This window comes from Alteromonas lipotrueae, assembly GCF_019249255.1.
In the GTDB taxonomy this organism is placed as follows: Bacteria; Pseudomonadota; Gammaproteobacteria; order Enterobacterales; family Alteromonadaceae; genus Alteromonas; species Alteromonas lipotrueae.
This window is the reverse complement of record NZ_JAESDJ010000001.1, coordinates 110,016-132,754: the sequence shown is the minus strand read 5'-3', so window position 1 is coordinate 132,754 and position 22,739 is coordinate 110,016. Positions and strand designations below refer to the sequence as shown.

The window sequence follows — 22,739 nt, the reverse complement described above, 5'->3', positions numbered from 1 at the left end:
TTAGTGTCATTGAATACTCTACGTTAAATGAAAAAGGGAAGGTTAACACCTTCCCTTTTTTGTATATGAAAAACACATAACACGCTACTCAAAGAGCGCTTTATGTAAATCCTTCACTATTTTATCGCTGTCTGTTTCATTCACTAGGAATGAAAGGTTGTGCGGGTTAGCACCGAAACAAATCATGCGTAAGTTAAAGTCAGATACCGCAGCAAAAATCTTGCTAGACACCCCAATTGCGGTTTGCATGTGGTTACCCACCACCGTGACTAAGTCGTAACCGTTCTCTACTTTCACATCACAGATAGTTTCAAGTTCTGCAATGGTTTCTTTATTTAAGCGCTGTGCCACTGAATTGGCAGGATTGTCTAAGGTAAACGACACCGAGATTTCTGATGTAGTCACCAAGTCCACACTTAGCTTGTGCTTAGCAATAATGGCAAAAACCTGCTGTAGGAAGCCCTGTGCGTACATCATCTTAGGTGTTTTCACTGTTACCATAACTTGGTCTTTACGGCGAGTAATGGCACGATAAGGTGGCTCTTCCACGCAATCTCGAACAATCCAAGTACCGCCTTTTTCTGGCTCTTTACTTGAACCTACAAACACTTTAATGTTTTTACGAAGGGCTGGTTCCATGGTGGCAGGATGCAGTACCTTAGCACCAAAGGTCGCCATCTCAGCCGCTTCCTCAAAACTAAGCTCTGGCAATGGGCGAGCCGCAGCAGTAATACGTGGGTCGGTGGTATAAACCCCTATCACATCGGTCCATATTTCACAGGCATCGGCATCTAAGGCTTCAGCAATAAGCGCAGCCGTAAAGTCAGAACCGCCACGCCCCAATGTAGTAGTGCGACCTTCATCATCGGCGCCCACAAACCCTTGTGTAACCACAATGGCATTTTCAATTTCAGGGGCCAGTAATTGCTTTGCCAGGGCTTCAATAGTGTTTATCTGTGGTACTGCTTCACCAAATTCACTGTCGGTGCGCAAAACTTTGCGTACATCGAAGTTCATGGTAGTCACATTTTGTTCAGCTACTTTTTGTTCGGCTAAGACTGCACTGAACATCAATGACGACATGCGCTCACCCATAGAAAGCAACTGATCTTTTAAATCGTTTCTATGTAAAATCTCTTCGTGAGAAGCTAGCGATTTCATTTCATCTAGCAAATCATTTAGCTTGCTTTCAACCGAGCTCTTATCTGCAAGCTTGTTGAGAATGGCAAGTTCAATATCAACAATAGATTGGCAAGTAGATTCTATTTGCTCTTGGGTAAGTGGGCTGTGCGCTAAATTCACCAGGTGGTTTGTCACCCCTGCTGATGCGCTGACTACCACGATACGGGTCGCACTGTTTGAGGCAACAATTCGCGCACAGTTTTGCATCACTTCATAGTTCGCAACACTGGTTCCGCCGAACTTGGCGATGGTTAAAGCATTTGCCACGATTTTACTCCGAATTTCTTTTACCGAGCATACTGCTCGATACCGACCGGCGAATTAATTATTCGCACCGGTTTAACGATTAATTTCTATCTGGTCACCCACACGAATGTCATGTGAAGCGAACCACCCTTGGTTCATTTCTAGCGCGTAGAGTACCTCTTTAGTTGCCTGCACTGACGTTAGGTCGTGAGGCTCTAGAGGTTTTATATCTGTAATTACGCCATTTCTGTCGATATAGGCGACATCTAAAGCAACATTTGTATTCTTCATCCACATACTGGCGTATCGCGGCGATGCAAACTTAAAAAACATTCCACAGTCATCACACAGTGATTCTCTGAACATTAACCCTTGAGCACGTTGTTCAAAAGAATGCGCGTATTCCATTTGGTAAAGTTTTCCATCAATCGTTAAAGTAACTTGATCAAACTTTACGCTAGGTTCCATTTGCGCGCTGGCATTTAAAGCGCCATACCCTAGAAGCACAAAAAGCGCGATTGCGATGACAGTAGTTTTAGCCATTAGACATTCCTTTTACCCATAAAAAAAGCCGGACACTTACGGCGCCCGGCTTTGTAGTTTATACACTAAATCAGGCAACATTCAACGTTGGAATGATATTGGCCTTTGCCTCTTCCTCTGCCTTCTTGAAACTTGGCATTTTATCGAAGTTTAAGTAACGGAATACTTCAGACGACATGGAGTTAATTTTGCTCGCATATTCCATGTATTCTTCTGCCGTGGGAATACGGCCAACGATAGCACCTACCGCCGCTAATTCAGCCGACGTAAGGTACACATTCGCCCCGTCACCTAAACGGTTAGGAAAGTTACGAGTAGATGTAGACAGTACTGTGGTGCCCGCATCTACACGGGCTTGGTTACCCATACACAATGAACACCCGGGCATTTCTGTACGCACGCCCACTCGCCCATAAATGTTGTAGTAGCCTTCTTCCATCAACTGAGCCTTGTCCATTTTCGTGGGTGGCGACATCCACAAACGGGTAGGTAGGGTTTTATTGAACTGCTCAAGTAACTTACCGGCCGCTCTAAAGTGACCAATGTTTGTCATACATGAACCAATAAAGACCTCATCTACGTTCTCACCAGCTACTTCTGATAAGGTTTTCGCATCATCAGGATCGTTAGGGCAACAAACGATAGGCTCCTTAATATCGCTAAGGTCTATCTCGATAATTTCTTTGTACTCAGCATCTGCATCGGCGCGCATAAGTTCAGGGTTGGCCAACCACTCTTCCATCTTCTGAGCACGGCGTTCAAGCGTACGTGGGTCACCGTAACCTTCGTTAATCATCCAACGAAGCATAGTGATGTTTGAGTTCAGGTATTCAGCAATAGACTCTTCTGAAAGGTTAATACTGCAGCCCGCCGCAGAACGCTCTGCCGATGCATCAGATAATTCAAATGCTTGCTCTACCGTTAGGTGTTCCAGCCCTTCAATTTCAAGTACGCGACCAGAGAACGCATTAATTTTTCCTTTCTTCTCTACGGTAAGTAAGCCTTGCTTAATACCGTATAACGGAATGGCGTGTACTAAATCACGCAGGGTAATGCCCGGCTGCATTTCGCCTTTAAAACGAACCAAAATGGATTCAGGCATATCAAGGGGCATCACACCGGTTGCTGCAGCAAAAGCCACTAAGCCAGACCCTGCAGGGAATGAAATGCCCAATGGGAAACGGGTGTGTGAATCGCCACCGGTACCTACTGTGTCTGGCAACAACATGCGGTTTAACCAGCTGTGAATAATGCCGTCGCCGGGGCGAAGGGATACTCCGCCTCGGTTCATCATGAAGTCTGGCAAGGTATGCTGAGTTTCAATATCAACAGGCTTAGGGTATGCCGCGGTATGACAAAACGACTGCATGGTTAAGTCGGCAGTGAAACCAAGACAGGCTAAGTCTTTTAGCTCATCTCGCGTCATAGGGCCTGTAGTATCTTGCGAACCAACAGTGGTCATCTTAGGTTCGCAATAGGTGCCGGGGCGAATGCCTTCTACGCCACATGCTTTACCTACCATCTTCTGGGCAAGAGTGTAGCCCTTACCGGTATCGGCAGGTTGTTCTGGCGTGCGGAACAAATCTGTTGCGCCTAAACCTAATGTTTCTCGTGCTTTTTCAGTGAGCGCGCGGCCAATAATAAGGTTGATTCGACCACCAGCGCGTACTTCATCTAAAATGACTTTAGATTTATAGTCGTATTCAGCTAAAACTTCGCCAGTTTCGTGATTGGTAATTTTGCCTTCAAACGGGTAGATGTCGATAACATCGCCCATATTCATTTTTTCTACATCGGCTTCAAATACCAAGGCCCCGGCATCTTCCATAGTATTGAAGAAAATGGGTGCTACTTTGCTGCCAATACATACACCGCCGCCGCGCTTATTTGGCACGCCAGGTAAATCTTCACCAAAGAACCACAGCACTGAGTTGGTGGCCGATTTACGTGAAGAGCCGGTTCCTACCACATCTCCTACAAAGGCAACGGGATAACCTTGGTTTTTTACATCTTCGATTTGCTTCATTGGGCCTTTAACACCATGCTCTTCTGGCTCTAAGCCATCACGGGTCATCTTATAAGCGGCTAAGGCGTGAAGAGGAATGTCTGGGCGCGACCACGCATCTGGGGCGGGAGACAAGTCGTCGGTATTGGTTTCACCGGTTACTTTAAATACAGAGTAAGTGATTTTATCGTCCATTAATTTACGCGAGGTAAACCACTCACCTTCTGCCCACGACTTAATAATGTCAGTGGCAAATTCATTTCCGGCTTTGTGTTTTTCTTCAACATCATGGTAGGCGTCAAACATAAGCAACGTGTGCTTAAGTTCTTTAGCCGCTAGTGGCGCTAGGCCCTCATCGTCGAGAAGCTCAACTAATGTCACGATGTTGTAGCCACCATGCATGTTGCCTAGAAGCTCAATGGCCTTTTCTTTTGAAATTAACGAGCAGCTGTCCTCGCCTTTAACGATAGCACTTAAGAAGCCAGCTTTAACGTAAGCGGCCTCATCTACGCCCGGAGGGACGCGTTCAGACAACAATTCTAATAGGTTGTCTGCTTCGCCTTCTGGTGGATTTTTAATTAACTCAACCAAGCCTGCTACCTGTTCAGCATTTAGCGGCTTAGGAGGGATCCCTTCAACAGCACGTTCTTCTACGTGTTTGCGATAGTCTTGTAACACGATGTCTTCCTCTTGGTTTAGCTTGCGCAATGGGAATAACGGTCTTGTACGGTCTTGACGCAAGGTCTGATTAAAAATACTTCATAAGTATAACGATTAACCTGCCTAAATTAAATTTTTGAGGCTTTTTATTCGTTTATAGTCGCCATTCAGCGCACTTAATATTGAACGATTAAAGCTATTAAAAAACCATAAATAAAACCCTAAAACTAATCAAACTTGTTGAATGTCATTATTCCCATCATTAACGGTATGGCGGCAATATTCGTTAAAAGCAACCTAGGTTTAAAACCACAGAGGCATATTATCTTATAAATCGGGAAGGTCTTTGTCTGGGCGTACATGCCTAAAGCTTGCAAATCGGGGGATCCCCTTCTTTGTTACGCCAAAGTATTTGTAGGTGATCCAACTGTTCTTTGGTGGCGGATATCGGCGCTGTTTCATACTAAACCCCGTGCCGATTTTAAATTGTACACCCTCGGGCGTTTCTACAATAAGCGAGCCCATCATGCCGGCGAACTTCCCCTTCCCTTTTACATAGCCAATCACTTTGGCTTCAGCATCGTTAAACCGTTTCGCTTTTAATAACTGATTACTACGCCCGTCCTGATAAAAGGCCGCTTTATGATGTAGCATTAGGCCTTCACCGCCCTTTGCGGTTACCTCATCTATTTTCGCTTCAAGAAGCCGCTGATTGCTCAGTGTAAACTGCGGGATCATAGTTAAACTATTGCTATTTGCTTGCTTTACCAGTGCCTCCATCGTAGACAAGCGTGTGGCAAACGGGACATGACTGACGGGCATATCAAACAGCATCATCTTCACCGTCCTCCAGCGTTCATCAGGCGTATGACTAAGTACAATAGAAGCGATAGCTTCAAAACTGCTTCGCTGAGTCCATAACTCTCCATCAAGGGCTACATCAGGCCAGTTCTTGGTAAACCACTCAGGTGCGTGAATTTTATTACCGTTTCGGGTAAGAAGCTGCGTGCCCGTCCACCGGGCACGCACCCCATCTAACTTTTCGCTAACGAAATACTCAGCAATATTGATGTAGTCATTTGCCTTGTAGGTCGTTGCCGTTTGAATAGGCGTTACACCCTGCTCGGGCACGCGTTTAATGAGATTAGGCATTGCGTGAGTGACAGGGGTGGCAACGGGAGTGGCAAATGAAACTGGAGGCAAGCTTATCGCGAGTAGCGCCAGTGAGATAACATGTTTAATATTCATTTTGGCATTCTTGTTAAAAAACAAAAAAGCTTACGCTTATCACTCCCTGAGTAAACTGGGCTTAGGGCGGGTTTACATGAAGGCTTAGAATACAGGCGGAAATACAGGTGGGAATAGAGATATAAAAAAGCCCCAACCGAGGTTGAGGCTCTATATGCTAATTGCTATTTAACGTAAGGTTAAATGGCGTTTTAGCTAACTGTTTTAACAGCAACGCTTGGCTCGAACTTAGCTTTAACGCTTAAGTCTTCTGCAGGCGGCGCGAAGTCAGTAAGGTTAATACCCTCAACCGCAGCTTTGTACTCTTCCATAGTAGGGAAGCGACCTAGCACAGCAGACAGCACTACTAATGGTGTTGAACCAAGAAGTGACTCACCTTTCTTCTCGTTAGAATCGGCAACAACACGACCTTGGAACAAGCGCGTAGAGGTAGCAATTACGGTATCACCAGGTTCTGCTTTTTCTTGGTTACCCATACAAAGGTTACATCCTGGACGCTCTAGGTACATGATGTTGTCGTACTTGGTACGCGCAGATTCTTTTGGCTTGTCGTCGTTAAACTCGAAACCTGCGTACTTAGTAAGAATGTCCCAATCGCCTTCCGCTTTTAGTTCATCAACAATGTTGTATGTTGGTGGTGCAACAACAAGTGGTACGTTAAACGACACGCTGCCATTTTGCTTTTCTAAATTACGAAGCATTTGAGCGATAATCTGCATGTCACCTTTGTGAACCATACAAGAACCAACAAAGGCTAAATCAACGGTTTTGCCGTCGTAGAAAGAAACTGGACGAATAACGTCATGGGTATAACGCTTAGAAACGTCATCGTTATTTACGTCTGGGTCAGCTATCATTGGCTCGTCGATTTGGTCTAAATCAACAACCACTTCTGCGTAGTATTTTGCGCTGTCATCTGGTGCAAGCGCTGGCTCTTCGCCAGACTCGATTTCAGCAATACGCTTATCAGCAAGGTCAATCAAACCTTGAAGCATGTTGGCATCGTTTTCCATGCCCTTGTCGATCATTATCTGAATGCGGCTCTTCGCCACTTCTAGCGACTTGATCATAGTCTCGTCGTTAGAAATACAGATTGAGGCTTTCGCCTTCATTTCTGCTGTCCAGTCGGTAAAGGTAAACGCTTGGTCAGCAAGCAAAGTACCGATTTGCACTTCAATAACACGACCTTGGAACACATTCTCACCGCCAAATTGCTTCAGCATTTGAGCTTGAGTAGCATGAACAACGTCACGGAAGTCCATGTGGCTCTTCATGTGGCCTTTAAAGGTCACTTTCACCGACTCTGGAATTGGCATCGCCGCTTCACCTGTCGCAAGCGCTACCGCTACCGTACCCGAGTCAGCACCGAACGCGACGCCTTTAGACATACGAGTATGTGAGTCACCACCAATGATAATAGCGCGATCGTCAACGGTAATATCGTTCAGTACTTTGTGAATAACGTCAGTCATTGCATGGTAAACCCCTTTAGGGTCACGTGCCGTGATTACGCCAAAGTTATTCATGAAAGACATAAGCTTAGGAATATTAGCTTGGGCTTTCTTATCCCATACCGACGCTGTGTGACAGCCCGACTGGTATGCACCGTCAACAAGCGGAGAAATAGTTGATGCTGCCATCGACTCTAGCTCTTGGCATGTCATCGGGCCGGTTGTATCTTGTGAGCCTACAATGTTTACTTTAACGCGAACGTCTGAGCCAGCGTGAAGCGGAGTCTCAGACTTAACGCCTACCGCATTGCGGTTAAAGATTTTTTCAACAGCTGTTAGACCTTGGTTCGCTACAGATACTTCTTTCGAACGTGCATAAACTTCAGGTACGTCTGTACCTAACACTTTTGCAGCAAAAGTTTGTAACTGCTTACCAAACGTTACCGCGTAAGAACCACCCGCTTTCATAAACTCCATTTTTTGCGGAGTGAAAGCGCTTGATATATCTGCAAGTTCTTCTGAGCCGTTAAACAGTTTCTTCGCTTTAGTGTCGATGGTAAGCACGGTGCCTGTAGCAACAGAATATGCTTCTTCTAACACTGGGTCGCCGTTAGCATCGCGAACCACTTCACCGTTGGCATCCGTCTTTTTAACCCAGTTTTTAAGGTCTAAACCAATACCGCCAGTAACGTCTACGGTCGTTAAGAAGATAGGTGCGATACCGTTAGTACCTGCAACCACTGGCGCTTTGTTCACAAATGGAATGTAAGGGCTTGCTGCCTCACCGGCCCAAAGTGCAACGTTATTCACACCAGACATGCGCGAAGAACCTACGCCCATGGTGCCTTTTTCAGCAATAAGCATTACTTTAGCGTTAGGGTGCTTTTTACCTAGCTCAACAATTTCTTGCTGTGCTTCAGGCGTGATCATACACTGACCGTGTAGCTCGCGATCTGCACGAGAGTGAGCTTGGTTACCAGGAGAAAGTAAATCAGTAGAGATATCACCTTCTGCAGCAATATAAGTTACTACATCAATTTTTTCTGGTACGTCAGGCAATTTAGTAAAGAACTCTGCTTTTGCGTAGCTCTCAAGAATGTCTTTTGCTATCACATTACCTGCGTTGTACGACGCTTCTAAACGCTCTGTATCAGCCTCGTATAAGTAAACCTGTGTTTTTACTACTTCAGCAGCTGTCTTAGCGACCGCTTCATTGTCTGAAAGTGCCAAATCTAGAAGCACTTCAACAGACGGGCCACCTTTCATGTGTGAAAGCAGTTCTAACGCAAACTCAGGTGTGATTTCAGCAACAACTGACTCACCTAGTACGATTTCTTTAAGGAATGCAGCTTTTACACCTGCCGCACTTGTTGTACCTGGCAGTGTGTTGTAGATGAAGAAGTTAAGAGAATCTTCACGGTGCTCGTTATTCGTATCTTTAATTTGAGCAATAATTTCTGACAGCAAATCGGCACTGTCGATAGGCTTAGGGTGTAAACCAAGTTCCGCTTTACGGGTCTCGATTTCGGCCATGTATTCTGAATACAAACTCATATAATTCTCTCGGTCTTGGTTATACGTAGGTATTTTTTATACGCAGGGGTTAATTATACGTCGGTCTTAGCTATACGCATGAAATTATAGTGGTTATTTTAACTGATTTTTACGCATCAGGTAATCATTAGAAAATGGCAGAATGGCGCAAAGCCCCATTTACACTTTTCATTAACTTCTGCATATTTATATTTTGCTTATTAGGCAGATAAAAACCAATTTATTAAAATAAAAAATAATCACTAATTATCATTGAGTTAGAAAAAACGTCTAGCATTAAGCTCATTCTATACTGCATTTTGAGGCAATATTAAAAGCAAGCTATACAAAGTACGACTTATCTTAGGTATTTTTCGTATTTATGGTCGAACCAGATGAAATAATAAACAATAATGTTGTAAATTTACAATATTTTCTAGTTCTTGGCTTGAATGCACTTAATTTGAGCCTGTTACAGTGGCAAACGACTCAGGTGATAGTAACTGTATTAGCTCAGCACTTTCCCCATCAGTCAGCGCATAAACACCGCCATCTTGCCCCACTGCCACATCGCGAACCCGTTGATTTATTGTAGAAAAAACTCTTCGATACTGAAAGGGTTGGCTTGATAAGTCTACCGCGTAAAGTGCCTTCGCTTTTAAGGCAGAAACAAGCAAGTGATTAGAGAGTGTGGGGAAAGCATTGTGGTTGTATACCGCCATAGACGATGGCGCTATAGATGGCGACCAATCCACGAGTGGATCCACCATGCCCTCATAGTGATTAAACGGGGAAATCGTTGCCCCCGAATAATCTTTACCTAGCGTGACCACCGGCCAACCATAGTTCATTCCAGGCTTGAGCTTGTTTAGCTCATCACCGCCATCCGGGCCGTGCTCATGCAGGTAGACATCACCATTTTGCAATTTCACTAACCCTTGTGGGTTCCTGTGCCCTAAGGTGTAAACAAACCGCGCATTGTTAAACGGAACATTTGAGGCGGGCTTTCCATCTACAGTAAAACGAAGCACTTTCCCTAACTGTGAACTTAATACTTGGGCCTGCTCCCGATAATCGAAACCGTCACCTGTGGTCACCAACCAAGTGCCATCTTTCATGGCGACAAGCTTGCCACCAAAATGCACTGGTGTAGCCTTGCTGTCTTTTATTTCCAATACGGGTGTTAACGCTTTAATTTGCCCATCATCGGCCAAAACACCCCGCATCACGGCCAAACGATTCGCTTTGTCAGTGCCCTTCGAGTAGGAAAAGAGAATGACTTTCGAGGTGCTAAAATCGGGAGAAAGCGCCATGTGCAGTAGCCCGCCCTGCCCTTTTTGATAAAGCTGTGGAAGTGGCAATACCTGTTGAGGCAAGGAGTTTCGTGCCGATGCTTTTGCCAAGCGGGTTTGTTGGAATAGAGCAGGCTTGTCTGAACTAATCATAATAGAGGGCACGGTGACAATCGTGCCGTCTCGTTCGGCTACTAACCAATGACTATTGGGCAATTGCAAAAGTGCTTTGGGATAATGCAGTTCATCGGCAATTACCGTGGTTATTGCTGCGTCAGAAGTTTGTACCTCAAGAGCACCTTTACCAGACGTATTTGCTGACACACAGAATGTTGATAATAAATTCAAGCACGTGAGCATTATTAAGGTTAGATTTCGAGTAGGTCGTGGTGCTTGGTTTTTTATACTACCAGGCATTTCCAACCCGCTTTGGCTAAACATAATTTCCTTCCCCCTATTTATTAAGCTAGCTTAGCATGCAATAGTATTTTGATTGTTATAGCACCTTAAAATAACGTAAAGAGCGGTTATGTGGTCTTTTATCAAAAGTTTTGTTCCTGCCTGGTTTGTAACCTTTCTGTTGGCTAGCAGTTTACACACGTTCCAAGTATTAAATGCACTGTCGAACCTTGGGGTAGTAATTACCCCCTCTGAGTGGCTATCTACCGCATGGAAGGATGCAATAGGCTTGCTACCCACTTATGGCATTATTATCGCTATCGCACTGTTACTTGCGTTCAATGTTGTCACTATTATTCGTAAATACGCCATGAAGCAGAAGGTTACAAAACCTCGCTTTATTGCATTAACGAGCATAGCCGGTGCAAGTAGCATCGCCGTTTCGTTACTTGCCATGCAGCCTATTCTCAACGTTACGCTGATTGCGGGTGCTCGTGGGTTCGATGGTTTTTTACTTCAATGTTTCGCAGGGTTAATAGGCGGCTTCATTTATGGCTTACTACGAGTAACTATTACATCGCGCCCACTATCAAATAGCTAACAGTTCCGTACTCCCAAGCGCTAATGCCACGCTCAAGTCAATGCCTTCTGAACCTATTCAATGCTATTCAAGTCGCCGGCAATCATCACTTAGGTGAATATTTAGCTATAATGTAATAGGTATGTAAATAAAAATGAACATTTGTTACTGTATCCGCACAGTCATCTTTCATTGAAACCTCTCATTCAGGATAAAGCATTATGTTAACGTACCCAGAAAACGTTACTTGCCTGGCCGACAATATTGAAGCCGTTCTTACTAAGCATGCTGACAAGCCTGCGTATACCGCATTAGGTCAAACCCTTACCTTCAAAGAGATAGACGAAAAATCAGCTGCCTTAGCGCGCTACTTCGCTCATGAAGCCAAGCTAGAAGCTGGCGATAGAATAGCTATCCAGCTGCCTAACTTAATCCAAAACCCTATTGCCGTTTATGCTGCCCTGCGCGCAGGCTTGATTGTTGTTAACACTAACCCGCTTTACACCGAGCGGGAAATGAAGCATCAATTTACGGATAGCGGCGCGACAGCGTTAGTGATCTTAAGTGATTTACTGCCTAAGTTTGATGCCATTAAAAATGAAACTCAAATTAAAACCGTTGTTGCTACTTCAGCGACTGAATTATTAGATGCTGCTACGGCTCCGGCTATAGCGGGCACAGTGTCATTAACCGATGCGATGAAAGCTGGTGCAGATTTGCCTGGTGTAGTCAGACCCAAAACAGAGTTTGAAGCCCTTGCCATGTTGCAATATACGGGAGGCACTACTGGTGTGTCTAAAGGCGCAGCCCTTAGCCATAAAAACGTGATGAGCAACAGCGTTCAAATGCTCGATCACCTAGGCGGCTTTTTCAAAGAAGGTGAGGAAGTGGTTGTTTGCCCCCTTCCGTTGTATCACATTTATGCTTTTACCGTTTGTATGATGGCGCTGTTCGCGAAGGGCAGTCATATTGTGCTTATTCCCAACCCTCGTGATATAGACGGTTTTATTCAAACCTTAAAACCGCACAAAATTACGGCGTTTGCAGGTATTAATACCTTATTCGTTGGTTTGGGTCGTCACCCAGAATTTGCCAAACTCGACTTTTCAAAACTACATTTGACCATGTCTGGTGGTACGGCGCTTACCCAAGGGGCGGTGTCTATATGGAAACAAGTAACGGGTAATACGATTACTGAAGGTTACGGATTATCAGAAACCGCGCCAGTGGTTTCTTTCAACCTTCCTGGCAAAGAAGAAATTGGAACCGTTGGTAAACCACTGCAAGATACTGAAGTCGCTTTACTAGATAGCTACGATAACCCAATAGGCGAAGGCGAGTCAGGGCAAATTGCGGTTCGTGGGCCGCAAGTGATGCTTGGCTATTGGAACAGAGACGATGAGACCGCAAAAGTCATGACCAAAGATGGCTTTTTTAAAACCGGTGACATCGGGGTTTGGGTTGAATCAGGGGCACTTAAAATTGTCGACCGTTTGAAAGACATGATTATTGTTTCTGGCTTTAACGTTTACCCCAATGAAGTAGAAGATGTACTCACCGCTCACCCAGACGTCATGGAAGCCGCTGTTGTTGGCAAGCCAGATGATAAGTCGGGTGAGCGAGTATGCGCGTTCATCACCGTCAGCAAGCCAGTGAGTAACGATGACATCATTGCCTTTTGCAAAGAAAGTTTAACCAACTATAAAGTCCCTAAGGAACTTACCGTTTTAGAAGAACTTCCTAAATCTACCGTTGGGAAAATTCTGCGTAGAGAGCTTCGTTCAGCCTAAATTGTCTTGGCGATAATTGCCGTTAATATGAATAAAATCAGGTTATTGCTACCAAAGAATAACCTGATTTGTTTGCTGCAATACCATTTTCATTCTATACATAATCTATGAAGCCTAACGTAAGTCTGCTCCCAACGCTGTGAACTCCCTTTTAATCAAGCAAATCAAAGCTGCTTTTTCTTGTGAAAACAACGAAGAAGGCGAACTTTGGTTAGACGATATACTTAATAAAACCTCTTTATTAGACAACCATGATGCATCCCGCCTTACCACGGGCCTTAGTGCATTGCTCGCCTCTATTGACAATACATACCGCCAACATGGTCTTGAAGCAGAAGGTAAGACAACAAGCGGCGGTTATGCACGTCAAAATAATATGGATAGGCCACCTATAGCTCAGGGGCAAACTTCGCCTCAAGAATTAGCAGCCATAACCGACAACCTTGTTCAATCGGTAAATACATTATTAACAGCGCAAGCGCGCCCCGAAATTGATGACGATATTGCTAGCTTAACGTCGCTGTCTACCTTGGTATTAGACTTAATTACTGAGCAGCAACATAAAGAGAACGACATGCTGATCCAAAGGCGAGCTATGGATGAGCACAGCATTGTTGTAACTCTCGACCTAAACGGCACTATCTTAAGTGCTAATGATAAGTGTTGTCAGTTATCTGAATTTAGTCGAGACGAGCTTATTGGAAACAATGCAGATATGCTCAATGTTAAAAATGTTCCCCTGCCCACACGCCTAGCCATTCTTCAGTCCTTATTTAAAGGTGAGATATGGCACGGAGAGCTTCAAAGTATTACTAAATTCGGTACCCCTTGGTTTGTATTTTGTACCATTGTGCCCAACGTTAACGACCAAGGCCGTGTTGAAAACCTCGTGGTACTGTGTACAGATATTTCCAATCAGAAAAGGTTGGAAGAAAGATTAGAGTCCGGTAGACAGTTCTATCAGAGTATTACCAACAGCATCGGTGAAGGCGTATATGCCGTAGATGCAAAAGGCAAAACCCAATTTCTTAACCCTGAAGCATCTCGCTTGTTAGGCTGGGAATTAGAAGATTTACAAAGCCACAGGTTCCACAATGCTGTTCATTATCAAAAAGAAGATGGCACACTTTTATCTCGAGATGAATGCCCCGTAAATCATGCGATTTGTGAGGGAAAAACCTACAACTCTGATGAAGACTTCTTTACCGATAAGCGAGGACGCATCTTTCCGATTTCAATTGTTGCCGTTCCCCTTGAAGACATTCAGGGCGAACCCAACGGGCACGTAGGTGTGTTTAGAGATATAAGTGGCCGCAAAGGGTTAGAGCGACAGCTGCAACATGCCTACAAAGAAGCCGCTAATGCCAACAAAGCCAAGGGTGATTTTTTAGCCACAATGAGCCACGAAATTCGCACTCCAATGAATGCCATCATTGGCTTAACCCATTTAGCACTTGAAACCGACAATTACACGCAGCAGCAAAGTTACATGACTAAGGTAAAAGGCAGCGCTACCTCGTTGCTTACGTTAATAAACGGCATTTTAGATTTTTCCAGAGTTGAAGCCCAACAAATTGAATTACACCATGCTGATTTCAATCTTGCCGATATGATGAACAAGCTCGCACAAGTGTTTCAACATAAAGCGCGCCAAAAGCACTTGCAGTTACTTTTCGATATGCGCTTAGACATAGACGTTACCTGTAAAGGTGATAGCGACAAGATTTATCAGGTATTGGTTAATTTATTGGGAAATGCAATCAAGTTCACTCGTCACGGATTCGTTAAATTAACTGTCAACCAAAAAGCTGAAGCTCTGTCCTTTTGTGTAAGCGATACAGGTATTGGTATTAATGACGACAACAAAGAAAAACTGTTTAACGCCTTCGTACAAGCCGATGCATCTATTTCAAGGGAATATGGTGGTACTGGGTTGGGCCTGGCGATTAGTAAGCGCTTAGTCGAGCTAATGCATGGTGAACTTGAATTTACCAGTGAGCTTGGCAAGGGAACTCAATTTTGTTTTACCCTCCCGGGTATGGTTCATGAAAAGCGTCATGGAAAGGTTAGTGAAATAGACACTAAAAATTTGAAGCAAGCCATGCCCATACGGGAATTGAATCACCCATTATTGTGTGTGAATACGAGCCATGATATGGATGAAGCGAATAATATTTTAGCACACACACTGTCGCGACTAGCCATACCCTGTAAATTTATTAAGCCAAATGCAGGCGCTTTCCCAGTCACGCCTCACGACGCAATTGTGATACTTCCGGCTCAGGTTGCAGCATGGCAAACCTTCGTTAACCACGTAAAACTTGGTGAATATGAAAATCTGAACCTTGTGTGTATTGTAACGCCTATCGACACTGAAGAAGCCAAGCGACGATTACAACCTATTAAACTCAACACGCTTAATATTATAGAGTTACCCTTTACTGACGTTCACATCTTACGAGAGTTATTCCCTACCTCTAGCTCCACTTCGCCAACTCACGCTGATGGACTGGAAAGCAAGATATGGCGTAAGCGACGATTAGCTGGAAAGCACGCCTTGTTGGTTGATGATGACAGTATAAGTCTTGAAATTGCGCAACAAATTTTACTTGATGCGGGGTTGAAAGTAACCACAGCAACCTCTGGAGAGCAAGCCTTAGCACTGGGTAAGAGCAACGATTTCGACGTAGTTCTGCTCGATTGCATTCTTCCAAATATGAGCGGATTCACTGTTGCTGAGGAACTAAATAATTTAAATGGCTGGCACTGCCCTATTATTGCACTTAGTGCGGATGATAGTCGCGAGAACAAACAAGAAGCATCTAGCGTTGGTATGTGTGCGCACTTGTTAAAGCCCGCAACCGCGGCTGAAATATTACATGTCATCGACATCAATATTCACACTTCTGCCAATTTAAATAACATGCATGACAGTAACGACCCCTACCTCACTTCCCTCGGTGAATTTTACTCTAATTACGGAAATGCAGAGTTACTCGCGCAGCTTATTAACATTATGATTGAGAATGATTCAAAGCATGATGCTATTAACTCGCTATTGGAGGATGCTAGAAAAATAGGTGCTAATACCTTGGTTTCCGCGTTAGAAGGGCTGCCAAACAGCTTTGAAAAAAACACCAATTATGCGCATAAAATATCCAACATATCTTTCACTTTAGACGCCACTCTTCGACTTATTGCGCATACGCTTTCATTGCCAATAGAGTATGATGAAAACGAAGTAGAAGAGACATTATCTATCTCAGATTTGTCAGCGGTGATCACAAGCCTTGAATCTTACGATGCCGAGGCGGTGTCTATGCTATCAGCGCTTTACAATAAACATGCATCATCAGCATCGGCACATACGTTAAACCATGCAAGGCAACTTGTCAGTGTTTACGATTACGGCCGAGCGCTAGAAGAACTTTTACGTTTAAGGGATACACTGCTAAATGGCTGATAACCAAAAGTCGAAAAAAACGGAATTCAGCGTGCTAGTCGTTGACGACGAGCCAGCAAATATCGATTTATTGCAGGGAATTTTGTCGCCCTATTATCAAGTAAAAGTAGCGCCCACTGGGCATATCGCATTGAAAGTCGTAGAGCAATTCACCCCAGACCTTATCTTACTCGATATTATGATGCCGGGTATTGATGGTCATGAGGTATGCAAACAAATTAAGACTTCCCCCGAGCTTGCCCCAAGACTCGCTAAGGTGCCTATCATTTTTGTTACGGCTTTAGGTCAAGGTCAAGATGAAGAGAAAGGATTTGCATTAGGTGCAGTGGATTATATTACAAAGCCTATCTCACCTGCGTTGGTGCTTGCTAGAGTAAAAACTCACATCTCGTTAGCACATCAAGTGAGAGTAACTGAACAAGAAGTTAAAATCAGAACCCAAGAGCTGCTTCTCAGTCAGCAAAGCGCTATTAGCATGTTGGCCGCAGCAGGGCATTACAACGATAATGACACCGGTCATCACATCTGGCGCATGGCCGCTTATTGTCAATGCTTAGCGTTAGCCTCTGGTTGGTCCCCCGAAAAAGCCTCTTTATTGGCACAAGCCGCGCCAATGCACGACACCGGGAAAATCGGTATCCCTGATAGCATTTTAAAAGCCCCTAGGCGACTTACCTTTGATGAAATGGAAGTGATGCGTACGCATGCGGCAATAGGGTATGAAATATTAACTCGCAGTAATTCCCCTTTATTTAGCTTAGCGGCAGAAATTGCGCGCTATCATCATGAGAAATGGGATGGCAGTGGATACCCTTATTCATTGAAGAGTGAACAAATTCCATTAAGCGCGCGCATTGTGGCAATTGCAGATGTGTTTGATGCCCTGACGATGAAGCGCCCTTATAAAAAAGCCTGGTCGGATGAAGAAGCATTTACCTACATCGAAGGTGAATCAGGCAATCACTTCGACCCAGAATTAGTGTCCACTTTTTTGTCTATCAAAGAAGAAGTGTTGAAAACAAAAGTTTATTGGAATGAACTTGAAACTAGAAATGAACTCCCGTCAATAGAAGCCTTCCTCCCCAAAACGTTATAAAGGCGGCCCTATTAAGAGAAAGCCGTTATTTGCGAAGAAGTTTACGGTAAAACCGCGAATTTTAGCGTTCATGTGTTAGTTTAATTTACGCTAACTTATCAGAATAAAATTGTTATATTTAATCGATTAAAACACGTCTTTTTTTAGAATTGGGTTACCCGTGTTCTTCCCTCATATAGGGCGTTGGAGGAACACACTATGACTAACACACACATCGTTACACTTACGGCATTACTCGCACTATTACTTACCCCACTTTCTGCTAGTAGCAGCGAGAGCCAATCGACTAGCCTATGGCCCACGCAAACACAAAGCGCCCATGGCTATGCTATCGACTTTATACGCGGGGAAGGCGCTGTAAATGGCATCAAATTAGCTTATCAATATAATATCGACCAGCCTTTAAACGTAAGTTGGCCTATGACTTTAACCATGGAAACCAGCGCAAACTTTTGGGAGTATGGCGACGATAACCAGTACGACTCAAATGTCGTACTCGCCCTTTCACCTATCTTACGGTTTCCACTGACCACGGTGTTTAATAAACCTATCGATTTAGAACTTGGGATTGGGGTGTCGTTGCTAGACGATACACAATTTGCGGGTAAAGACGTGTCTACCCATTATCAGTTTGAAGATAGAATTGGATTTTCAACGACGTTTGGACAATACCAAGAGTACCGCGTGTCGTTGCGATATTTTCATTACTCGAACGCGGGGTTTAAGAAGCCTAATCCTGGATTAGATTTTGTTTCATTATCTTTTAGCCAACGTCTTTAAGGGGGAGAGCTCAGCTAAATGAGCTATTAATTACGTTGGCACAAACAAAAACGCCGCAGGCTCGTTTAACTTAGCTTGCAGCGTTCTCTCAACACGCATTAGGTCACGTGTTACATCAAATTTAACGGCTAATAGCTAGCACTTAAAATACGTTTAAACGTGCTAGCTATTTAAGCAGCGACTGTGTTTATAGATAATGTTTAGCTATTACCAAGCTCAGTTTCAATGATTTCAGCTTGTCTCTTTTCAGATTGAACAAACTGTTTCCACTGCTGCGCCATAGCACGGCTTTTCTGATGCTTTTCAGCTTCAGCAAGTTGATTAAGTGCAAGTGCGTACTGCTTTTGATTGTAAAGGGCCATGCCTTTAATCAAATACACCAAGCCAGGGTTACGCATCTCACCTTTTTCAACGGCGCGATCTGCCGCTGCAATAGCGTCGTCCCAGCGTTGTTCATTAAGTAAGATTTGCGCTAACTGAGCGTCTAACTCACCATCTTCTGATAATTCTGCTGCTTGCATCATCACCGGAATCGCTTTGTCTTGCTCTTTGGCTAGCGTCCAGCTTTGGCCTAAAAACTTAAGGTTTCGAAGGTTTTCTTCCAGCATGCCCTCTTTCATGGCTTGTTCCATCAACAATGCACCTTTATAAGGAGCACGGTGATAGTAATACAATTGAGCCATGTTAAAGATATCAGCAGGCGATGCTACAAAACCCTGCTGGTAAGCCGTTTCCATAATCGCAAGCTGCTTACGCTCTTCGCCTAACTCGCCGTACATACCAGCCAGTTGTATCCAATATTTTGGTTCGCTGTAAAGCTTTACTAGCTTGATCAAAACATCTTTTACTTTAGCAGGCTGCTTAAGTTCATAGAACACCGCGCGTTGAAGAATAAGCCAAGCTTCATCGGGCAACATGCCTTCTGCTTCATGTTCCTCAATGGCTTGTGTTATCCAATCAGCTGCATCATCGTAACGCTTGTTCTGGTAATACGCCTGTGCTTTTAACACCTTATTTTTAGGTGGAATAACACCGTCGTTTAATACTTCCCAGCGTTCGATAAACTCAATCGTTTTATCGTAGTTACCTTGCATCAAATGCAACTGCGCTAAGCTGAAAAGTGTCGACATTTCGAACTTCTCAGGAATAGGTTGCTGGTTTACCACGTTTTCAAACGATTCCAACGCTTTGTCGTAGTTTTCATCGTTGTAGTAAATAAAGCCGAAAAAGTTATACATCATGGCTTTTTCGTAGCTATTCATCGAGTCAGATTTATCTTCTACCTCTTTAAGAATAGCAACAGCTTCTTCTACATTCCCCGCATCGTCGGCGGCTGATTGTGCTCGCGCTAACTGCTCGTAAACCTTTCCGCGAAGTGTAGGTACACGACGGGTTTTCTTATCACTGGCTTTTTGTTCCTGGGCAACTGCATCACCGGCAACCAACATAGTAGGGACAGACACAGTTGCACAAACAACTGCAAACGCCAGTGCACTAAGCAATGTATTCGTTTGTTTTTTTCTCATGTCATTATCCGTCTATCTGGAAGGTAATACGGTTTTGAATACCAGACACTTCCGTGGCTTCGCCATTGACCACTCGAGGCTTATATTTAAACTTCATTGCGGCATCCATTGCTGCTTGTTCAAATATGCCTTCAGGGTTGGCTTCTATCACGATAGGGTCTCGTACTGCGCCTTGCTTAGTTACCGTAAACTCAACAATAACAAAGCCTTCAATTCCACGTTGTAAAGCACGTCTTGGATAGACCGGCGCAACCTTAACAATGGGTAAATACTCGCCATCACCAGACTCAAGGGCTAACCCACCGTCTAATGAAATATCATCACCAACATCTGCACCGAAGTCCATGGACGTCCCTTCAGCATCCGGAGTAGGTGAATCCATTTGAGGCTGTTCCATTTGTGGTGGCGGCTGATCTGGCGTAGGTGGCTTCTTAGGCTTACGATCTTTTTTCTCGACCTGTTCGTCCTGCTTAACCCTAACAAAGTCAAGTACACTACCCTTTGGCGGTTCCGTTAACGCACTGCCACCCATCTTGATGAGTGATTGCATCAAGAAGAACAGGCCTAACGTGATCGCAAGGGATATAACAAATGCGATTATATATCGTGGCATGATTTATGGCTCTTGAGCTGCAATCGAAACATCAAAAACACCTGCCGCACGGGAGGCATCCATAACTTTAATAAGAGTTTCAGTCGTCGATTCTTTATCTGCTTGAATCACAACGGTACCCTGCGGATTTTCAGCGTGAAGACGCTCGATGTTCGCCTGTACTGCACGCTCATCAATGCGACGCTTATTGATCCAAATTTCGCCTTTATCAGAGATAGCGATAAGAATGTTAGCCCGGTCTTTTTTAACAGCAGTGGCTGCTTCAGGACGGTTAACATCAATACCCGCTTCTTTTACGAAGGATGCGGTTACGATAAAGAAAATCAACATGATAAATACAACGTCCAGCATGGGCGTCATATCGATGGCTGCTTCTTCTTCATCAACTAGGTTTTGAAAATGTTGCTTCATAATTTTTACCTTACCTTAATGCCGTAGCATTAACGTTGAATAGTCAATGCATCCTCAAGATGCGTGCGTTCAGATTTCACCATACGGTTAAGCCACGTAGAGGCGAATACGCCTGAAAGTGCACCAACCATGCCCGCCATAGTGGGGATAGTGGCTTTCGATACGCCTGATGCCATAGAGCGGGCATTACCCGAACCAGCAATAGCCATTACATCGAACACTTCAATCATACCGGTTACCGTTCCCATCAAGCCAAGTAGCGGACAAAGCGCTACCAAAGACTGAATAATCGGGATGCTACCGTTAAGACGCATAGTTAACTGTGAAATCGTTTTCTGACGAACTTGTTGTGCAATCCAAGAAGCGCGGTCGTGACGTGCAGTCCACATCGACACCGCCTCTTTCTTAGCTTGTTTATGCCAAACCATCAGATACATGGCACGCTCGAGGATCAAAAGCCACATAACGAATATCAGCAGACCGATGACCAAGAGAACCTGGCCACCTGTTTCTGTGAAATCGCGAATTGCTTCTAGAAACTCGATCATGATTAGCTCCGCTCTGCGCGCTCTGCAATAACGCCAGACGCTTGTTCTTGAAGAATGTATACAATGTTCTTAGAACGTGTATTTAGCATGGCGTATAGCAGGGTCATCGGAATAGCTACTACCAGGCCAAGAACCGTTGTGACTAGTGCTGTTGAAATACCACCCGCCATTAGTTTCGGGTCGCCTGTGCCAAACAAGGTAATTGCTTGGAAAGTATTAATCATACCGGTTACGGTACCTAATAGACCCATCAGCGGAGCCACTACTGAAATAATCTTGATGATAGTAAGGTTACGCCCTAACTTAGGCACTTCGCCCAAGATAGCTTCAGTAAGGTGAAGCTCTAATGCTTCAACGTCAGCGTTTGGATACTCGTCACGTACTTTAAGTACACGGCCAAGTGGGTTGTTAGCTTTAACTTCTTTGCTCTTAAGCTGCTTGTTCACTTTCATGCGAATAAGCGACAAGGTAATCAAACGCTCAATGGCTAGTAGCAAACCGAACGCACCAACGATAAGGATGATGTACCCTACTACGCCGCCCTGCTCAACACGCTCTTTAAGGTTTGGCGCTTGTACAAGCAGACCTAGAATTGAACCACCTGTTGGGTCTATACCAAACTGAACTAACTCACCGCCAGTCGACTCTTGAAGCTCTGCAGCAGAGCTATTGTAACGGTCAGCAGGCTGACGGATAAGTTCTGAAACCGTACCAGTCACACCGTTGTATTCAAGGTATTTACCGTCAGCAACTAATGCGAAAGGCCCTACGCGTACCACTTCTTTTGATACTTTCTGGCCACCAGCTTCAACAACATCGGTTGTGAACTTAGTGACTTTACCTGACTCAGTCATTTCACGTTGCATTTCAAACCATACACGCTCAATTTCTTCGATAGAGGCAAGCTTTGAGCTTGAGCCCATGTCTTGTGCCATTTTATCCAAAAAGTCTGAACGACCTGAGATTTGAGCTGAAATCATTGAGTTATAAAATTTGTTTTTCGTGTCGCCAGCAATCTGCTGAAGAACACCAAACAATTCTTTTAATGAACCTAAGCGAGTGTCCAATGCACCGTTAAGGTCTGCCAATTTGAATTCATTTTCTTCGAATTGCGTTTCAAGCTGTTCTGATTGGGCCAACATCTGGTCGCGACGAGCGCGGGTGTCACGCAATACTTGATCTTGCTCAGCACGTTGAGCAACGAAATCGCGCTCACGTTGTTTGTTTTGCTCAGACTGGGCAAATTGACCTTCTTCTAGCTGCTTAAGCAGTGCATCAAGGTCCATTGCGCGGTCGTTCTGCGCTACTGCACCAGCGCTTAAGCTAAGGGCTACTAGGCCAAAAGCGATACGTTTTACTGAATTAAACATTCT

16 protein-coding genes are annotated in these 22,739 nt (G+C 44.4%); 5 read left to right on the top strand and 11 right to left on the bottom strand.

Features of this window, described 5'->3' with window-relative positions; translation table 11 throughout:
• Positions 1-84: 84 nt before the first annotated feature.
• The 6 genes from lysC to KYS23_RS00490 all read right to left on the bottom strand — a co-directional run bounded on the left by lysC (position 85) and on the right by KYS23_RS00490 (position 10,601).
• Positions 85-1,449, bottom strand: a complete 1,365-nt coding sequence (gene lysC, locus KYS23_RS00515) for a lysine-sensitive aspartokinase 3 (protein WP_218417887.1) — start codon at positions 1,447-1,449, stop codon at positions 85-87.
• A 72-nt stretch (positions 1,450-1,521) separates the two neighbouring features.
• On the bottom strand, positions 1,522-1,971 hold the full coding sequence (locus tag KYS23_RS00510; RefSeq protein WP_013785400.1) for a DUF192 domain-containing protein: 450 nt from the start codon (positions 1,969-1,971) through the stop codon (positions 1,522-1,524).
• 70 nt (positions 1,972-2,041) lie between these two features.
• The gene (gene acnB / locus KYS23_RS00505; protein WP_218417886.1) at positions 2,042-4,654 is read right to left on the bottom strand and encodes a bifunctional aconitate hydratase 2/2-methylisocitrate dehydratase; all 2,613 of its coding nucleotides are present in this window, start codon (positions 4,652-4,654) and stop codon (positions 2,042-2,044) included.
• Positions 4,655-4,963: 309 nt separating this feature from the next.
• Positions 4,964-5,884, bottom strand: coding sequence for a DNA ligase (locus KYS23_RS00500; RefSeq protein WP_159528768.1), 921 nt, complete (start codon positions 5,882-5,884; stop codon positions 4,964-4,966).
• 191 nt (positions 5,885-6,075) lie between these two features.
• On the bottom strand, positions 6,076-8,889 hold the full coding sequence (locus KYS23_RS00495; protein ID WP_159528766.1) for a bifunctional aconitate hydratase 2/2-methylisocitrate dehydratase: 2,814 nt from the start codon (positions 8,887-8,889) through the stop codon (positions 6,076-6,078).
• A gap of 437 nt (positions 8,890-9,326) precedes the next feature.
• Positions 9,327-10,601, bottom strand: coding sequence for a PQQ-dependent sugar dehydrogenase (locus KYS23_RS00490; RefSeq protein ID WP_218417885.1), 1,275 nt, complete (start codon positions 10,599-10,601; stop codon positions 9,327-9,329).
• Positions 10,602-10,689: 88 nt separating this feature from the next.
• Here KYS23_RS00490 and KYS23_RS00485 point away from each other — a divergent pair, with 88 nt between their 5' ends.
• The 5 genes from KYS23_RS00485 to KYS23_RS00465 all read left to right on the top strand — a co-directional run bounded on the left by KYS23_RS00485 (position 10,690) and on the right by KYS23_RS00465 (position 18,268).
• On the top strand, positions 10,690-11,160 hold the full coding sequence (locus KYS23_RS00485) for a hypothetical protein (protein WP_218417884.1): 471 nt from the start codon (positions 10,690-10,692) through the stop codon (positions 11,158-11,160).
• 200 nt (positions 11,161-11,360) lie between these two features.
• Positions 11,361-12,929 (top strand): AMP-binding protein, encoded by a 1,569-nt coding sequence (locus KYS23_RS00480; RefSeq protein ID WP_218417883.1) that lies wholly within the window; start codon positions 11,361-11,363, stop codon positions 12,927-12,929.
• Between the two features lie 139 nt (positions 12,930-13,068).
• A complete protein-coding gene (locus tag KYS23_RS00475) occupies positions 13,069-16,392 on the top strand; it encodes a hybrid sensor histidine kinase/response regulator (RefSeq protein WP_232370569.1) in 3,324 nt (1,107 codons plus the stop codon).
• Positions 16,385-17,488, top strand: a complete 1,104-nt coding sequence (locus KYS23_RS00470; RefSeq protein ID WP_159528758.1) for a response regulator — start codon at positions 16,385-16,387, stop codon at positions 17,486-17,488. Before KYS23_RS00475 ends, KYS23_RS00470 begins: the two co-directional genes overlap by 8 nt.
• 198 nt (positions 17,489-17,686) lie before the next feature.
• Positions 17,687-18,268, top strand: a complete 582-nt coding sequence (locus tag KYS23_RS00465; protein WP_159528756.1) for an acyloxyacyl hydrolase — start codon at positions 17,687-17,689, stop codon at positions 18,266-18,268.
• Between the two features lie 200 nt (positions 18,269-18,468).
• Here the strand turns inward: KYS23_RS00465 and KYS23_RS00460 are convergent, their stop codons facing one another.
• The 5 genes from KYS23_RS00460 to KYS23_RS00440 are packed head-to-tail and all read right to left on the bottom strand — an operon-like array spanning position 18,469 to position 22,736.
• Positions 18,469-19,794 carry a tetratricopeptide repeat protein gene (locus tag KYS23_RS00460; RefSeq protein WP_218417882.1) on the bottom strand — a complete coding sequence of 442 codons (1,326 nt, stop codon included), beginning with the start codon at positions 19,792-19,794 and terminating at the stop codon, positions 18,469-18,471.
• A gap of 4 nt (positions 19,795-19,798) precedes the next feature.
• Positions 19,799-20,407, bottom strand: coding sequence for an energy transducer TonB (locus KYS23_RS00455; protein ID WP_159528752.1), 609 nt, complete (start codon positions 20,405-20,407; stop codon positions 19,799-19,801).
• Between the two features lie 3 nt (positions 20,408-20,410).
• Positions 20,411-20,818 (bottom strand): ExbD/TolR family protein, encoded by a 408-nt coding sequence (locus KYS23_RS00450; protein ID WP_013785412.1) that lies wholly within the window; start codon positions 20,816-20,818, stop codon positions 20,411-20,413.
• Positions 20,819-20,847: 29 nt separating this feature from the next.
• Positions 20,848-21,366: a MotA/TolQ/ExbB proton channel family protein gene (locus KYS23_RS00445; protein ID WP_159528750.1), complete on the bottom strand. Its 519-nt coding sequence runs from the start codon at positions 21,364-21,366 to the stop codon at positions 20,848-20,850.
• A 2-nt stretch (positions 21,367-21,368) separates the two neighbouring features.
• Positions 21,369-22,736 (bottom strand): MotA/TolQ/ExbB proton channel family protein, encoded by a 1,368-nt coding sequence (locus tag KYS23_RS00440; protein WP_159528748.1) that lies wholly within the window; start codon positions 22,734-22,736, stop codon positions 21,369-21,371.
• Positions 22,737-22,739 lie beyond the last annotated feature (3 nt).

Bases quoted from the DNA above. Each gene is read 5' to 3' on its own strand.
- KYS23_RS00510 (WP_013785400.1), bottom strand. From the start codon at position 1,971: ATGGCTAAAACTACTGTCATCGCAATCGCGCTTTTTGTGCTTCTAGGG.
- KYS23_RS00500 (WP_159528768.1), bottom strand. From the start codon at position 5,884: ATGAATATTAAACATGTTATCTCACTGGCGCTACTCGCGATAAGCTTG.
- KYS23_RS00495 (WP_159528766.1), bottom strand. From the start codon at position 8,889: ATGAGTTTGTATTCAGAATACATGGCCGAAATCGAGACCCGTAAAGCG.
- KYS23_RS00490 (WP_218417885.1), bottom strand. From the start codon at position 10,601: ATGTTTAGCCAAAGCGGGTTGGAAATGCCTGGTAGTATAAAAAACCAA.
- KYS23_RS00485 (WP_218417884.1), top strand. From the start codon at position 10,690: ATGTGGTCTTTTATCAAAAGTTTTGTTCCTGCCTGGTTTGTAACCTTT.
- KYS23_RS00480 (WP_218417883.1), top strand. From the start codon at position 11,361: ATGTTAACGTACCCAGAAAACGTTACTTGCCTGGCCGACAATATTGAA.
- KYS23_RS00470 (WP_159528758.1), top strand. From the start codon at position 16,385: ATGGCTGATAACCAAAAGTCGAAAAAAACGGAATTCAGCGTGCTAGTC.
- KYS23_RS00465 (WP_159528756.1), top strand. From the start codon at position 17,687: ATGACTAACACACACATCGTTACACTTACGGCATTACTCGCACTATTA.
- KYS23_RS00460 (WP_218417882.1), bottom strand. From the start codon at position 19,794: ATGAGAAAAAAACAAACGAATACATTGCTTAGTGCACTGGCGTTTGCA.
- KYS23_RS00455 (WP_159528752.1), bottom strand. From the start codon at position 20,407: ATGCCACGATATATAATCGCATTTGTTATATCCCTTGCGATCACGTTA.
- KYS23_RS00450 (WP_013785412.1), bottom strand. From the start codon at position 20,818: ATGAAGCAACATTTTCAAAACCTAGTTGATGAAGAAGAAGCAGCCATC.
- KYS23_RS00445 (WP_159528750.1), bottom strand. From the start codon at position 21,366: ATGATCGAGTTTCTAGAAGCAATTCGCGATTTCACAGAAACAGGTGGC.
- KYS23_RS00440 (WP_159528748.1), bottom strand. From the start codon at position 22,736: ATGTTTAATTCAGTAAAACGTATCGCTTTTGGCCTAGTAGCCCTTAGC.